The sequence below is a fragment of the Streptomyces katrae genome (assembly GCF_002028425.1).
Classification (GTDB): domain Bacteria; phylum Actinomycetota; class Actinomycetes; order Streptomycetales; family Streptomycetaceae; genus Streptomyces; species Streptomyces katrae_A.
Genome location: NZ_CP020042.1, coordinates 5,665,374 through 5,681,351 on the forward strand (window position 1 = coordinate 5,665,374; position 15,978 = coordinate 5,681,351).

The following is a 15,978-nucleotide window of genomic DNA, read 5'->3' on the forward strand; positions in this document are numbered from 1 at the left end:
CTGGGCAGGCTCGGAGAGCCGGCTCTTGGACAGCCGGGGATCCGGTGGAACAGCGGTCGACCCTTTCGGGAGGGACACGGTGGAGTCTGGCGCAGCGGTGCGGCGTACGGGAACGCGCCCCAAGGGGGGCAGGTCCCGGCGGAACGGGACGACGGAAGTCGATACCGCCGCACTGAACCGGCTGCTCACGGCCCTGGTGTCGATGCGGGACGGGAACTTCCGCAAGCGGCTGACGGTGTCCGGCGAGGGCGTGATGGCGGAGATCGCCGCCGTCTACAACGAGGTCGCCGACCGGAACCTGCACCTGACCGGGGAGCTGTCGCGGGTCCGGCGCATGGTGGGCCGCGAGGGCAAGCTGAGCGAGCGGCTGGAGACCGGGGCCTGTGAGGGGTCCTGGGCTGCGGCGATCGACGCCTCGAACCAGCTGGTGGACGATCTGGCCCGGCCGGTGTCCGAGGTGGGACGGGTGCTGTCGGCGGTGGCCGAGGGCGACCTGGACCAGCGGATGGACCTGCGGACGCAGGCCCCGGACGGGGCCGGGCACCCGTTGCGCGGGGAGTTCCTGAAGGTCGGCCGTACGGTCAACAACCTGGTCGACCAGCTGTCGGCGTTCACCGACGAGGTGACGCGGGTGGCGCTGGAGGTCGGTACCGAGGGCAAGCTGGGCGGGCAGGCCCAGGTGCGCGGAATGTCGGGTTCCTGGAAGGACCTGACCGATTCCGTCAACACCATGGCCTACCGGCTCACCGCTCAGGTGCGTGATATCGCGCTCGTCACGACGGCGGTGGCCAAGGGCGACCTGTCGCGCAAGGTCACGGTGCACGTGGCCGGCGAGATGCTCCAGCTGAAGAACACCGTGAACACGATGGTGGACCAGCTGTCCTCTTTCTCCTCGGAGGTGACGCGGGTCGCCCGCGAGGTGGGTACCGAGGGCGAGCTGGGCGGTCAGGCGAAGGTGCCCGGGGTCGCGGGCGTCTGGAAGGACCTGACCGACTCCGTCAACACGATGGCGGGCAACCTGACGGCCCAGGTGCGCGGGATCGCGCAGGTCACGACGGCCGTGGCCAACGGCGACCTGTCGCAGAAGGTCCGGGTCAGCGCGCGCGGCGAGGTCGCGCAGCTGGCCGAAACGATCAATCAGATGACGGAGACCCTGCGGACCTTCGCGGACGAGGTCACGCGCGTGGCCAGCGAGGTCGGCGCCAAGGGCCTGCTGGGCGGCCAGGCCCAGGTGCCGGGGGCCGCGGGTACCTGGAAGGACCTCACCGATTCGGTGAATACGGTCTTCCGCAACCTGACCACGCAGGTGCGGGACATCGCCCAGGTGACGACCGCGGTGGCCAACGGCGACCTGTCGCAGAAGGTCACGGTCGACGTGGCCGGCGAGATGCTGGAGCTGAAGAACACCGTCAACACGATGGTGGACCAGCTCCAGTCCTTCGGCTCGGAAGTGACGCGTGTGGCCCGTGAGGTCGGCGTGGAGGGTGAGCTGGGCGGTCAGGCCCAGGTGCCCGGGGCCGCCGGTACGTGGAAGGACCTCACCGACTCGGTGAACACCGCCTTCCGCAACCTCACCGGCCAGGTCCGCAATATCGCCCAGGTGACGACGGCGGTGGCGAACGGCGACCTGTCGCAGAAGGTCACCGTGGACGTGTCCGGCGAGATGCTCCAGCTGAAGAACACCGTGAACACGATGGTGGACCAGCTGTCCTCCTTCGCCGACCAGGTCACGCGGATGGCGCGGGACGTGGGTACGGAGGGCCGCCTCGGCGGCCAGGCCCGGGTCGAGGGGGTGTCCGGGACCTGGAAGGAGCTGACCGACTCCGTCAACTTCATGGCCGGGAACCTGACCTCCCAGGTGCGTCAGATCGCCCAGGTGACGACGGCGGTGGCGCGCGGTGACCTGTCGCAGAAGATCGACGTGGACGCGCGGGGCGAGATCCTGGAGCTGAAGAACACCATCAACACGATGGTCGACCAGCTCTCGGCCTTCGCGGAGCAGGTGACCCGGGTGGCCCGGGACGTGGGCACCGAGGGCCGCCTCGGCGGCCAGGCGCAGGTGCCCGGGGTGGCCGGCGTGTGGCGCGACCTGACGGACTCGGTGAACGGCATGGCGGGGAACCTGACCTCGCAGGTCCGCAACATCGCCCAGGTCGCGACGGCGGTGGCGCGCGGTGACCTGTCGCAGAAGATCGACGTGGACGCGCGGGGCGAGATCCTGGAGCTGAAGAACACCATCAACACGATGGTCGACCAGCTCTCGAACTTCGCGGAGCAGGTGACGAGGGTGGCCCGTGAGGTGGGCACCGAGGGCATCCTGGGCGGCCAGGCGGAGGTGAAGGGGGTCTCGGGCACCTGGAAGGACCTCACCCAGTCCGTCAACTTCATGGCGAATAACCTGACCTCGCAGGTCCGCAACATCGCCGAGGTGACCACGGCGGTCGCCATGGGCGACCTGTCCAAGAAGATCACCGTCGATGCCAAGGGCGAGATCCTCGAGCTGGTCACCACCGTGAACACGATGGTCGACCAGCTGTCCTCCTTCGCCGAGCAGGTGACGAGGGTGGCCCGCGAGGTGGGCACCGAGGGCATCCTCGGCGGCCAGGCCCGGGTGCGGGGGGTGACCGGCATCTGGAAGGACCTGTCGGACAACGTCAACACGATGGCGGGGAACCTGACGGCGCAGGTGCGCGGGATCGCCCAGGTCTCGGCGGCCGTCGCCAACGGCGACCTGACGAAGAAGGTCACCGTCGAGGCGCGCGGCGAGGTCGCCCAGCTCGCCGACACGGTGAACACGATGGTGAAGACCCTGTCCTCCTTCGCGGACGAGGTCACGCGCGTGGCCCGCGAGGTGGGTACGGAGGGCCGCCTGGGCGGTCAGGCGCACGTCCCGGGCGTCTCGGGCACCTGGAAGGACCTCACCGACTCGGTGAACTTCATGGCCTCCAACCTCACCGGTCAGGTGCGGCAGATCGCCATGGTCACGACCGCCATCGCCAAGGGCGACATGACCAAGAAGATCGACATCGACGCGCGCGGGGAGATCCTGGAGCTGAAGACGACCATCAACACGATGGTCGACCAGCTGTCCTCGTTCGCCGACCAGGTGACCCGGGTGGCCCGTGAGGTGGGTACGGAGGGGATCCTGGGCGGCCAGGCCCGGGTGCGCGACGTGGACGGCACCTGGCGGGACCTGACCGAGTCCGTGAACGAGATGGCCGGCAACCTGACCCGCCAGGTGCGGGCCATCGCGGCCGTGGCCACCGCGGTGACCCGCGGGGACCTGAGCCTGAAGGTCGACGTGGACGCGGCGGGCGAGATCCAGGCCCTCCAGGACAACATCAACACGATGATCGCGAACCTGCGCGACACCACCCTGGCCAACAAGGAGCAGGACTGGCTCAAGGGCAACCTCGCCCGGATCTCGGCCCTGATGCAGGGCCGCCGCGACCTGGACGACGTGGCCAAGCTGATCATGAGCGAGCTGACCCCGGTGGTCGCCGCGCAGCACGGCGCGTTCTTCCTCGCGGTGCCCACCGGCGGGAGTCCCGAGATCGGGACGGACGGCGGCACGGAGGGCTCGTACGAGCTGCGGATGCGCGGGAGCTACGCGTACGCGGGCACTCAGATGCCGATCTCCTTCCGCCCCGGAGAGGGGCTGATCGGGACGGTCGCGGAGGAGAAGCGGACGATCCTGGTGGAGAACACCCCGCCGGGCTACCTGAAGATCTCCTCGGGGCTCGGCGAGGCGCCGCCGGCGCACGTGATCGTGCTGCCGGTGCTCTTCGAGGGAAAGGTGCTCGGGGTCATCGAGCTGGCCGGCTTCCAGCCGTTCACGCAGATCCAGAAGGACTTCCTCAGCCAGATCGCCGAGATGATCGGGACGAGCGTCAACACCATCTCCGTGAACTCCAAGACGGAGATGCTGCTCAAGCAGTCCCAGGAGATGACCGAGCAGCTGCGCGAGCGCTCCGACGAGCTGGAGAACCGGCAGAAGGCGCTCCAGGCCGCGAACGCGGAGCTGGAGGAGAAGGCGGAGCTGCTGGCCCAGCAGAACCGGGACATCGAGGTGAAGAACACCGAGATCGAGGAGGCCCGGCAGGTCCTGGAGGAGCGTGCCGAACAGCTCGCGGTCTCGATGCGCTACAAGAGCGAGTTCCTCGCGAACATGTCGCACGAGCTGCGCACCCCGCTCAACTCGCTGCTGATCCTGGCGAAGCTGCTCGCGGACAACGCGGACGAGAACCTCTCGCCGAAGCAGGTGGAGTTCGCGGAGACCATCCACGGCGCGGGTTCGGACCTGCTCCAGCTGATCAACGACATCCTGGACCTGTCGAAGGTCGAGGCCGGGAAGATGGACGTCTCGCCGACGCGGATCGCGCTGGTCCAGCTCGTGGACTACGTGGAGGCCACCTTCCGCCCGCTGACCGCGGAGAAGGGCCTGGACTTCTCGGTCCGGGTCTCCCCGGAGCTGCCCGCGACCCTGCACACCGACGAGCAGCGGCTGCTCCAGGTGCTGCGCAACCTGCTGTCGAACGCGGTGAAGTTCACCGACAACGGGGCGGTGGAGCTGGTGATCCGGCCCGCCGGGGCGGACGTGCCGACGGCGATCCGCGAGCAGTTGCTGGAGGCCGGGTCGCTGCGCGACGCGGACGCGGACCTGATCGCGTTCTCGGTGACCGACACCGGGATCGGGATCGCGGCGAGCAAGATGCTGGTGATCTTCGAGGCGTTCAAGCAGGCGGACGGGACGACGAGCCGCAAGTACGGCGGCACGGGGCTCGGGCTGTCCATTAGCCGGGAGATCGCCCGGCTGCTGGGCGGGGAGATCCACGCGGCCAGCGAGCCCGGCCGCGGGTCGACCTTCACCCTGTACCTGCCGCTGCACCCGAGCGAGCTGCCCCCGCAGGGGTACGCGCCGCCCACGCCGGGCGGGGCGCGCAGCGAGTACCGCAGGGCGGCGGAGGAGGCCCTGCCGGTGCCGCAGCCGGCCCCGGTGGCCGCGCTGCCCGCGGCCCCGAAGAACGCGGTCCCGGTGCGGCAGGCGCTGCCGGCGGCGGAGCCGGCCGGGCAGGGTTCCTCGGCGCTGTTCCGGCGGCGCCGCAAGCCGGCGGCCGGTCCGCTGCCGCGCACCGAGGTGCCGGGGCAGCCGGACGGGGTGGCGTGGGAGGAACAGGAAGCGGTGCCGGCGCCGCGCACGTACGGCTTCCACGGCGAGCGGGTGCTCATCGTGGACGACGACGTGCGCAACGTCTTCGCGCTGACGAGCGTGCTGGAACAGCACGGGCTGGCGGTGCTCTACGCCGAGAACGGCAGGGAGGGCATCGAGGTGCTGGAGCAGCACGACGACGTGGCGGTCGTGCTGATGGACATCATGATGCCGGAGATGGACGGGTACGCGACCACCTCGGCGATCCGGCGGATGCCGCAGTTCGAGGGGCTGCCGATCATCGCGCTGACGGCCAAGGCGATGAAGGGGGACCGGGAGAAGGCCATCGACTCCGGGGCTTCCGACTACGTCACCAAGCCGGTCGAACCCGACTACCTGCTGTCGGTCATGGAGCAGCACATGCGCGGAGAATGACCGGAGACCGGAGCGTGACGGGAGGGCGCGGGGGGAACCTTCTGCCCTCCCGCCACGTTTCCGCTCTGTGCACAGTGACATCTTGGTGACAGGGTGTGGCGATCTCGGGACTGGGGCTACGATGACCGGCACAAGGACGGACGGCGCGAAGACGTCGTCTTCTGGGGCGGGCCCCGGCACACAGGCCGGCGCCCGGAGCCGGGGAGGCCCCATGCCGGGGCGAGGAGGACAGGGCATGGTGCAGAAGGCCAAGATCCTCCTGGTCGACGACAGGCCGGAGAATCTGCTGGCGCTGGAGGCCATCCTCTCCGCGCTCGATCAGACACTGGTCCGGGCGTCGTCGGGGGAGGAAGCGCTCAAAGCGCTGCTGACGGACGATTTCGCGGTCATCCTGCTGGATGTCCAGATGCCGGGCATGGACGGGTTCGAAACCGCCGCGCACATCAAGCGGCGCGAACGGACCCGGGACATCCCGATCATCTTCCTCACCGCGATCAACCACGGTCCGCACCACACCTTCCGCGGTTACGCGGCGGGCGCGGTGGACTACATCTCGAAGCCGTTCGACCCCTGGGTGCTGCGCGCCAAGGTGTCGGTCTTCGTCGAGCTCTACACCAAGAACTGCCAACTGCGGGAGCAGGCGGCCCTGCTGCGCCTCCAGCTGGAGGGCGGCGGTTCCAACGGCGACGGCAGCAAGGAGGCGGCCGGGCTGCTGGCGGAGCTCTCGGCGCGGCTCGCGGCGGTCGAAGAGCAGGCGGAGGCGCTGACCAAGCAGCTCGGCGAGGACTCCGCCGACGCCGCCGTGGTGGCGACCGCCGCGCATCTGGAGCGCAAGCTGACGGGGCTGCGCCGGGCGCTGGACGCGCTGGAGCCGGGAGCCGGCGGGGCCGCGCCGGTCGTGCCCGCCCAGGGCTGACGGGCCGCGCGCGGTACCCGGCTGGCGGGCCGTCAGGTCTGCCGGTGTGTCAAGAGGCGTACGGACGGGGCGACACGAACGGGTGAAGGGGTGGGCACGCGTGTCCACCGGCGCGCGCACCGGTAACCTCGGGCCCATGGCCTCAAGTACGTCCGGCAAGGGTTCCCAGAGCACCGCGGGCGCCGCGAAGGGCCGCTCCGGCCGTACGACGGCGCCGGCCAAGAAGACGGCCCCGGCGCGCAAGCCTCCCGCGAAGAAGGCCGCGGCGGCCGGGCGCGCCCCCGTGAAGAAGACCGCCGCCAAAGCGGCGCCGTCCCCGACCGGGGGCGTGGTGTGGCTGGTCCGCAGTTGCTGGCTGGGGCTGGCACACCTGGTCGGGAAGGCCTTCCGGGGCATCGGCCGGGGGGCCAGGAACCTCGATCCCGCGCACCGCAAGGACGGCGTGGCGCTGCTGCTGCTCGCGCTGGCGCTGATCGTCGCCGCTGGGACCTGGTCCAACCTGAGCGGGCCCGTCGGGGACCTGGTCACGATGCTGGTCACCGGGGCCTTCGGGCGGCTGGACCTGCTCGTGCCGATCCTGCTGGGGGTCATGGCGGTCCGTTTCATCCGCCACCCCGAGCAGAGCGACGCCAACGGGCGCATCGGCATCGGCCTGTCCGCCCTGGTCATCGGCGTGCTCGGGCTGGTGCACATCGCCTGCGGGGCCCCCGGGCGCGACGAGGGCACCACCGCCATGCAGAACGCGGGCGGGCTGATCGGCTGGGCCGCCTCCAAGCCGCTGATCTTCACCATGGGCGCACCGCTGGCCGTGCCCATGCTGGTGCTGCTCACCGTCTTCGGCCTGCTGGTGGTCACCGCCACCCCGGTCAACGCGATCCCGCAGCGGCTGCGGCGGCTGGGGATCCGGCTGGGGATCATCGCCCCGAACCCTTACGACGAGGCGTACGGGCAGCCCGGCGCCGGCCGCCCCGACCGGCACGACGCCGAGCAATGGCGGGCCCGCGCCGCCGGCGCGGCCGGGCCGGGCGACCCCGCAGACGCCGCCGAGGAGGCGGCCCTGGCCAAGCGGCGCCGGCCCCGGCGGGCCGCCGTGCGGCCGGGGGAGCGGGAGATGGACGCCGTCGACGTGGCTGCGGCGGCGGCCGCCGCGCTGGACGGGGTGGTCTACGGAGGGCTGCCCCCGAACCCGCTGGTCGCCGACCTCACCCAGGGGATCACCCCGCAGCGGGACGGGGTGGAGATCACCGCCCCGGTGCCGCCCGCCCGCGAGGAGCGGCCCTCCGCCCCGGCGGAGCCGGATCCGGCCGACGCCCCGCACGAGCGCACCGCCGCGGCCTCGGGGACCCTGTCGGTGCCGGACCTGACGAAGGCCCCGCCCGAGCCCCAGCCCCTGCCGCCCCGCGCCGAGCAGCTGCAGCTGCGCGGGGACATCACCTACTCCCTGCCCTCGCTGGACCTGCTGGAGAAGGGCGGCCCCGGCAAGACGCGCAGCGCGGCCAACGACTCGGTCGTGGCGGCGCTGACCAACGTGTTCACCGAGTTCAAGGTGGACGCGCAGGTCACCGGCTTCACCCGGGGTCCGACGGTCACCCGTTACGAGGTGACGCTCGGCGCCGCGGTGAAGGTCGAGCGGATCACGGCGCTGGCGAAGAACATCGCCTACGCCGTGGCCTCCCCGGACGTGCGGATCATCAGCCCGATCCCGGGCAAGTCGGCGGTCGGCATCGAGATCCCGAACACCGACCGGGAGATGGTCAACCTGGGCGACGTCCTGCGGCTGGCGGACGCCGCCGAGGACGACCACCCGATGCTGGTCGCGCTGGGCAAGGACGTCGAGGGCGGCTACGTCATGGCCAATCTCGCGAAGATGCCGCACGTGCTGGTCGCCGGAGCCACCGGCTCCGGCAAGTCCTCCTGCATCAACTGCCTGATCACCTCGATCATGGTCCGGGCCACGCCGGAGGACGTCCGGATGGTCCTGGTCGACCCCAAGCGGGTCGAGCTGACCGCCTACGAGGGCATCCCGCACCTGATCACGCCGATCATCACCAACCCCAAGCGGGCCGCCGAAGCCCTCCAGTGGGTGGTGCGCGAGATGGACCTGCGCTACGACGACCTGGCCGCCTTCGGGTACCGGCACATCGACGACTTCAACCAGGCGATCCGCGACGGCAAGATCAAACTGCCGCCGGGCAGTGAGCGGGAGCTCAGCCCGTACCCGTACCTGCTGGTGATCGTCGACGAGCTCGCGGACCTGATGATGGTGGCCCCGCGCGACGTAGAGGACTCCATCGTCCGCATCACCCAGCTGGCCCGCGCGGCCGGCATCCACCTGGTGCTCGCCACGCAGCGGCCCTCGGTGGACGTGGTGACCGGTCTGATCAAGGCGAACGTGCCCTCGCGGCTGGCCTTCGCCACCTCCTCCCTCGCCGACAGCCGGGTCATCCTGGACCAGCCCGGCGCCGAGAAGCTGATCGGCAAGGGTGACGGACTGTTCCTGCCGATGGGTGCGAACAAGCCGGTCCGCCTCCAGGGCGCCTTCGTCACCGAGGACGAGATCGCCGGGATCGTCCAGCACTGCAAGGACCAGATGGCCCCCGTCTTCCGGGACGACGTCACGGTCGGGCAGAAGCAGAAGAAGGAGATCGACGAGGAGATCGGCGACGACCTGGACCTGCTGTGCCAGGCGGCCGAGCTGGTGGTGTCCACCCAGTTCGGCTCCACCTCGATGCTCCAGCGCAAGCTGCGCGTGGGCTTCGCCAAGGCGGGGCGGCTGATGGACCTGATGGAGTCCCGCGGGGTCGTGGGCCCCAGCGAGGGCTCCAAGGCCCGCGACGTACTGGTCAAACCCGACGAACTGGACGGGGTGCTGGCCGTCATCCGGGGCGAGGCGCCCTAGAACGGGGATCCGCCCGCCTCACCCGGCCGGAGGGGGATCGGCGGGCAACCGTTTCCCTCTGGTCTGCGTCAAGTTGAGGGAGGCAGCGGCGGGCGGCGCCCTCGCCATACGGATGGCGTAGGAAGCGGACCCTCCGGTTGCCCCACCCTTTCGTCACCCCCCTAGACTGGACATCCAGCAGGTGGCTACACGCTCGAAAGGCGCCCTCGTGTCCATCGGCAACTCCAACTCCCCCGAAGAAGAGCGGCCTTCGACCGACGACCGGTCCGAGGACCGGCTCGTCGAACGTTCCGTCGAAGGACCGTCCATCGGGACGGCCCTCAAGAAGGCCCGGATCGCCGCCGGGCTCACAGTCGACGACGTCTCCTCCACCACGCGCGTGCGCATCCCGATCGTGCACGCGATCGAGGAGGACGACTTCACGCGGTGCGGCGGCGACGTGTACGCCCGCGGTCACATCCGCACGCTCGCCCGCGCCGTTCACCTCGACCCGGTCCCCCTGGTCGAGATGTACGACGCGGCCCACGGCGGACGGCCGGCACCCACCCCCGCCGCGCCCATGTTCGACGCCGAGCGGATCCGCCCCGAACGGCAGCGGCCCAACTGGACCGCCGCCATGGTCGCCGCCATCGTCGCCGTGATCGGCTTCGTCGGGTTCACCGCCTTCGGCGGCGGCGACGAGAAGGCCAAGCACCCGGTGGCGGAAGGTTCCGTCTCCCCGCAGGCGGCGCCCAAGCAGTCGGCGGGCAAGCAGCAGCCCCCCGCCCAGACCCCGCAGGCACCCCAGGCCCCCAAGCCGGAGCCCTCGGACAGTGCCATCGCGGCCGCGCCCAAGGACCTCGTCACGGTGGTCCTGACGGCCGACGTCGGCGAGAGCTGGATCTCGGCGAAGGACCACAGCGGCCGGCTGCTCTTCGACGGCACCCTCGCGCAGGGCGAGTCGAAGACCTTCACCGACAAGGAGTCCGTGGACCTCGTCCTGGGCGACGCGGGCGCCGTCAAGCTGTTCGTGAACGGCAAGGAGATCAAGGACCGGTTCGAGTCGGGTCAGGTCGAACGGCTCACCTACACCAAGAACGACCCCCGCCAGGGCCAGGCCCAGGCGGGCTGACCGGCCCCGATCGGCGACGACCGGCGCGGAACGAAAAATTCCAGATCCCCGGGACCCGTGCGGCACCTGCCGCCGGCTCCCGGGGATCTTGTCGTGGGGGGACACGGGGCGGGGGCCGGTGCCGGGACGAAGTAGTCTTGAGTCCATGCCCGAACGCCGTACCGTCGCCCTTGTCACTCTTGGCTGCGCCCGTAACGAGGTGGACTCGGAGGAGCTCGCAGGCCGCTTGGCGGCGGATGGCTGGGAGCTCGTCGAGGACGCCGCCGACGCGGACGTAGCCGTCGTCAACACCTGTGGCTTCGTCGAAGCCGCCAAGAAGGACTCCGTAGACGCCCTGCTGGAAGCCAACGATCTCAAGGATCACGGCAGGACCCAGGCCGTCGTCGCCGTCGGCTGTATGGCCGAGCGCTACGGCAAGGAACTCGCCGAAGCGCTCCCCGAAGCCGACGGGGTCCTCGGCTTCGACGACTACGCCGACATCTCCAGCCGCCTCCAGACCATCCTCAGCGGCGGCAACGTCGAGGCCCACGCCCCGCGCGACCGGCGCCAGCTGCTGCCGATCAGCCCGGCCGAGCGCCAGAGCGCCTCCGTGGCCCTGCCCGGACACGCCCAGGACGCCGCCGAGGCGCCCGCCGAGGCCCCCGCGGACCTGCCCGAGGGCGTCGCCCCCGCCTCCGGTCCGCGCGCCCCGCTGCGCCGCCGCCTGGACAAGAGCCCGGTCGCCTCGGTCAAGCTGGCCTCCGGCTGCGACCGCCGCTGCTCCTTCTGCGCCATCCCGTCCTTCCGCGGCTCCTTCATCTCCCGCCGCCCCTCCGACGTGCTGGGCGAGACGCGCTGGCTCGCCGAGCAGGGCGTCAAGGAGGTCATGCTGGTCTCCGAGAACAACACCTCGTACGGCAAGGACCTCGGCGACATCCGCCTGCTGGAGACCCTGCTGCCCGAGCTGGCCGCCGTCGACGGCATCGAGCGCGTCCGCGTCAGCTACCTCCAGCCCGCCGAGATGCGGCCGGGCCTGATCGACGTGCTCACCTCGACGCCCAAGGTCGCCCCGTACTTCGACCTGTCCTTCCAGCACTCGGCCCCCGACGTGCTGCGCGCCATGCGCCGCTTCGGTGACACCGACCGCTTCCTGGAGCTGCTGGACACCATCCGCTCCAAGGCACCGCAGGCCGGCGTCCGGTCCAACTTCATCGTCGGCTTCCCCGGCGAGACCGAGGAGGACTTCGCCGAGCTGGAGCGTTTCCTCACCCACGCCCGCCTCGACGCCATCGGCGTCTTCGGCTACTCCGACGAGGACGGCACCGAGGCCGCCACCTACGAGAACAAGCTCGACGAGGAGACCGTCGCCGAGCGCCTCGCCCACATGCAGCGGCTCGCCGAGGAGCTCACCTCCCAGCGTGCGGAAGAGCGGATCGGCGAGACCCTTGAGGTACTCGTCGAGACGGTCGTCCCGTTCGACGAGGCGGAGGAGGGCGAGGGCGCCTACGGGCGCGCCGCCCACCAGGCCCCCGAGACCGACGGCCAGGTCGTCTTCACCGACGGCACCGGCCTGGTCCCCGGGACCATCGTCACGGCGAAGGTGGTCGGCACGCTGGGCGTCGACCTGGTGGCCGAGCCGCTGGGCACGGAGTTCTCGGACATCGAGGAGGCGGCCGGATGAGCGGAGTCCCGGCATCAGCGGCGGGCGGGACCGGCCGCCGGCCCACGCCCGGCGCGAAGCTCGGGACTGCGGCCGTCAACCAGGCCAGCCTCTGGAACATCGCCAACATCCTGACGATGATCCGGCTCGTCCTGGTGCCGGGATTCGTCCTGCTGCTGCTCGCCGACGGGGGCTACGACCCCGTCTGGCGGGTCCTGGCGTGGGCGGCCTTCGCCATCGCCATGATCACCGACATCTTCGACGGGCACCTGGCCAGGACGTACAACCTGGTCACGGACTTCGGGAAGATCGCCGACCCCATCGCCGACAAGGCGATCATGGGGTCGGCGCTCGTGTGTCTCTCCTGGCTCGGCGACCTGCCCTGGTGGGTGACCGGAGTGATCCTCGGACGGGAGCTCGGGATCACGCTGATGCGGTTCTGGGTGATCCGCTACGGGGTGATCCCCGCCAGCCGCGGCGGCAAGCTCAAGACCCTCGCTCAGGGGACGGCGGTGGGCATGTACGTCCTCGCGCTGACCGGCCCGCTGGCGACCTTGCGCTTCTGGGTGATGGCGGTGGCCGTCGTGCTGACCGTGGTCACCGGTCTGGACTACGTCCGCCAGGCCGTGGTGCTGCGCCGGGCGGGACTGGCCGCGGAGCGGGCCGCGAAGTGACGAACGGGGCGGGGGAGGCATCTCGATCCGTGGGAGCGGTGGAAGGTGCTGCGGGAGTGGCCGAAGACGTGCTGCGCCTGCTTGCGGAGAGTGACCAGAGCCTCGCCGTGGCGGAGTCGCTGACCGGGGGGATGGTCGCCGCTGAGCTCACGGCGGTGCCGGGGGCCTCGCGCTCCTTCCGCGGGTCGGTCACGGCGTACGCCACTGAACTCAAGCACCGGGTCCTCGGAGTGGACGCCGCGCTGCTCGCCGCCGAAGGCGCGGTGAACGCACAGGTCGCGGCCGAGATGGCCAGCGGGGTACGGCGCGTGATGGGCGCCTCGTGGGGGATCGCGACGACCGGAGTGGCCGGTCCCGACCCCCAGGACGGGCAGCCGGTCGGCACCGTCTTCATTGCCGTGGCGGGTCCGGGAGGCAGGAAAACGGCCCGGCTGCGGTTGAACGGCTCCCGTACGGAAATCCGTAGGGAGAGTGCACGCACAGTGCTCGAACTGCTCTCGAGCGAACTCCGCGAGAATCTGCGGGGGCAGGATACGGAACAGAACGGGGGGATTTGATGTTTGCAGCCCTGAGTGAACACGACATCGCTCCCCGCACGGCCGCGGCGCGAGGCGGTACGGTGGGGCGTGAAGGTTACGGCTACACGGTCAGAGGAGGGAGCCACCGATGATTCTGCTCCGTCGCCTGCTGGGTGACGTGCTGCGTCGGCAGCGCCAGCGCCAGGGCCGTACTCTGCGCGAAGTCTCCTCGTCCGCCCGAGTTTCGCTCGGCTATCTCTCCGAGGTGGAGCGGGGGCAGAAGGAGGCATCCTCCGAGCTGCTCTCCGCGATCTGCGACGCGTTGGACGTACGGATGTCCGAGCTGATGCGCGAAGTCAGTGACGAGCTGTCGCTGGCCGAGCTCGCGCAGTCGGCAGCCGCAAGCGAACCGGTGCCGGCACCGGTGCGCCCGATGCTCAATTCGGTCTCCGTGGCCTCGGTCACGGGCGGACCCGAACGGGTGACCATCAAGGCACCTGTGGAAGCGGTGAACGTCGTAGCCGCTTGAGTACCGCGAGCTGGACACGTGAGTGTGGCGGGAGCCCCGGGTGGTGCGTGATGCACCGGCCGGGGCTCCCTGCCGTTCCCGGTCCCCTCGTGCCGGCGTGCGCCCGGCGTCCTGGGTGCGGGGGCCCGGGGTGTGGGGGAGGATGGGCGCGACCGGGAACCGGCCCTCTGGGAGGTGGCCGTGCGGCTGTTACTCCGCATACCTGTGGCTCTGCCCCTCGTGCTCGCCCTGCCCCTCGCGCTGGCGCTGGGCGTGCTGTGGTGGTGGGCCGTGCTGAGGCTGGCGGTGGTGCCGGCCGACGCCGGGCCCGTGGAGGGGGCGATAGCCATGGGCGGCTGGGGGCTGGGACTGCTGCCCGTGCACTGTGTACCGGGGCCCGTCCGCAGGGCCCGGGGCGGGGATCCGGGTGAGCCCGCGGGCGCGGCCGGAGGCGGCCCTCCGCCGGCCGGGGACGGTGCCGCGGGCCTGGCGGGGGCTACCAGGGCATCGACACCCCTCCGTTCGGCCGAAGGATCTGGCCCGTCATGAAGGACGAGGCGTCCGATGCCAGGTAGAGCACCGCGTGGGCGATGTCCTCGGGCTCGCCGACCCGGCGCAGCGGGGACATCCGGACCATGGCGGCCTCGGTCTGCTCCTGGGCCTCGGGGGTGTGGCGGGCGGTCATCGGGGTGCGGATCCATCCCGGGGCGACGGCGTTGACGCGGATGCCGTGGGGGCCGCTCTCGGTGGCGAGGGTCTTGGTGAGCTGCACCACGGCGGCCTTGGCGGCGCTGTAGCAGAGCAGGCCGGGCTGGGCGGCGTCCACGGCGCCGGAGGCCATCGTGACGACCGATCCGGGGCGTCCGGCGGCGATCATGGCCCTGACGGCCTCCTGGCAGGTGCGCAGGACCCCCTTGAAGTTGATGTCCATGACCCGGTCGAGGTCCTCGTCGGTGGTGTCCAGGACGCTGCTGGTGTGCATGACCCCGGCGATGGCGGCGGCGATGTCGAGGGGCCCGGCCGCGGCGACGGCGGCCCGCAGGGCGGCGCGGTCGGTGACGTCGAGGGGGTGGGCGGTGGCGGTGCCGCCGGCCTTGGTGATCAGGGCGGTGGTCTCGGCCAGTCCCTGTTCGTCGCGGTCCGCGCAGTGGACGGCCGCGCCCGCCCCGGCGAGCAGGAGGGCGGTGGCCCGGCCTATGCCGGCGGCGGCTCCGGTGACGAGGGCGGTGCGGCCGGTGAGCTCGTACGCGGTGATGGGTGTGGGCATGCCAGGACGGTACGAGCGTATCTGACGGTGCGTCAATTGGTCGGGGCGTCCGGGGCGGGGCCGGACTGGCAGCGGGGGCACCAGTAGGTGGGTCGGCCGTCCTGCGGGGCCTCGCGCACGGGGGTGCCGCAGCGCAGGCACGGGCGGCGGGCGCGGCCGTAGACGAACAGCTCCCGGCCGGGGCGGTGGCTGCCGGTGGTGTTGCGGGGGCCGCCGTGGCCGGTGTTCGCGGCGAGGAGGCGCTGGGCGGCGGCCGCGATGCGGACGGCGGTCACCTCGGGGTCGGGCAGCCCGCCGACCGGCGTCCAGGGGGTGACGGCAGCCAGGAAGCAGAGCTCGGACTTGTAGATGTTGCCGATGCCCGCCAGGTTCCGCTGGTCGAGCAGGGCCTCGCCGAGGGGGCGGGCGGGGGCCGCGAGGAGGTTGGCCGCGGCCCGGTCCGGATCCCAGTCGGGTCCGAGGAGGTCGGGGCCCAGGTGGCCCACGGCCAGGGCCTCGTCGGCGGTCCGCAGCAGTTCGAGGACGGGGAGGCGGTAGCCGACGGCGGTGGTGTCCGCGGCGGCCAGGACGGCCCGGATCTCGTAGGAGGGGCCGCCCCGCCACTTCTCGGCGGGGCCGAAGACGTACCAGGCACCGTCCATGCCGAGGTGGCTGTGGAGGGTGAGGCCCCCTTCGAGGCGAGTCAGGAGGTGCTTGCCGCGCGGGGTGACGTCCAGGGTGGTGCGGCCGGCGAGGTCGGCGGTGGCGAAGCGGGGGACGCGCAGGTCGGCGTGGGTGAGGGGTTTGCCCGCGAGGGCGGCGTGCAGGCGGGCCGCGACGCGGTGGACGCTGTCTCCTTCGGGCATGGGGCCATTGTCGCGCC

At 71.4% G+C, this 15,978-nt stretch carries 10 protein-coding genes; 8 read left to right on the plus strand and 2 right to left on the minus strand.

Features of this window, described 5'->3' with window-relative positions:
- Positions 1–79: 79 nt before the first annotated feature.
- The 8 genes from B4U46_RS25980 to B4U46_RS26015 all read left to right on the plus strand — a co-directional run bounded on the left by B4U46_RS25980 (position 80) and on the right by B4U46_RS26015 (position 13,870).
- Positions 80–5,584: a HAMP domain-containing protein gene (locus B4U46_RS25980; RefSeq protein WP_185117166.1), complete on the plus strand. Its 5,505-nt coding sequence runs from the start codon at positions 80–82 to the stop codon at positions 5,582–5,584.
- 235 nt (positions 5,585–5,819) lie between these two features.
- Positions 5,820–6,500: a response regulator gene (locus tag B4U46_RS25985; protein ID WP_079430076.1), complete on the plus strand. Its 681-nt coding sequence runs from the start codon at positions 5,820–5,822 to the stop codon at positions 6,498–6,500.
- 136 nt (positions 6,501–6,636) lie between these two features.
- Entirely contained in the window at positions 6,637–9,399 is a 2,763-nt protein-coding gene (locus B4U46_RS25990) for an FtsK/SpoIIIE family DNA translocase (RefSeq protein WP_079431983.1), read from the plus strand.
- A gap of 208 nt (positions 9,400–9,607) precedes the next feature.
- Positions 9,608–10,510, plus strand: coding sequence for a helix-turn-helix domain-containing protein (locus B4U46_RS25995; protein ID WP_079430077.1), 903 nt, complete (start codon positions 9,608–9,610; stop codon positions 10,508–10,510).
- A gap of 145 nt (positions 10,511–10,655) precedes the next feature.
- Positions 10,656–12,170 carry a 30S ribosomal protein S12 methylthiotransferase RimO gene (rimO, locus tag B4U46_RS26000; protein WP_079430078.1) on the plus strand — a complete coding sequence of 505 codons (1,515 nt, stop codon included), beginning with the start codon at positions 10,656–10,658 and terminating at the stop codon, positions 12,168–12,170.
- Complete coding sequence (gene pgsA, locus B4U46_RS26005) at positions 12,167–12,823, plus strand: CDP-diacylglycerol--glycerol-3-phosphate 3-phosphatidyltransferase (protein WP_079430079.1); 657 nt, start codon at positions 12,167–12,169, stop codon at positions 12,821–12,823. The genes rimO and pgsA overlap by 4 nt, the downstream gene beginning before the upstream one ends.
- 38 nt (positions 12,824–12,861) lie before the next feature.
- Positions 12,862–13,380 (plus strand): CinA family protein, encoded by a 519-nt coding sequence (locus B4U46_RS26010; RefSeq protein ID WP_079430080.1) that lies wholly within the window; start codon positions 12,862–12,864, stop codon positions 13,378–13,380.
- Positions 13,381–13,489: 109 nt separating this feature from the next.
- Positions 13,490–13,870: a helix-turn-helix domain-containing protein gene (locus tag B4U46_RS26015; protein ID WP_007266936.1), complete on the plus strand. Its 381-nt coding sequence runs from the start codon at positions 13,490–13,492 to the stop codon at positions 13,868–13,870.
- 475 nt (positions 13,871–14,345) lie between these two features.
- On the opposite strand, the gene B4U46_RS26025 is transcribed toward B4U46_RS26015, so the two are convergent.
- Together B4U46_RS26025 and B4U46_RS26030 are read right to left on the minus strand one after the other, a co-directional pair.
- Positions 14,346–15,116, minus strand: coding sequence for an SDR family NAD(P)-dependent oxidoreductase (locus B4U46_RS26025; RefSeq protein ID WP_185117165.1), 771 nt, complete (start codon positions 15,114–15,116; stop codon positions 14,346–14,348).
- A gap of 32 nt (positions 15,117–15,148) precedes the next feature.
- Complete coding sequence (locus B4U46_RS26030) at positions 15,149–15,961, minus strand: Fpg/Nei family DNA glycosylase (RefSeq protein ID WP_079430082.1); 813 nt, start codon at positions 15,959–15,961, stop codon at positions 15,149–15,151.
- Positions 15,962–15,978: the final 17 nt, after the last annotated feature.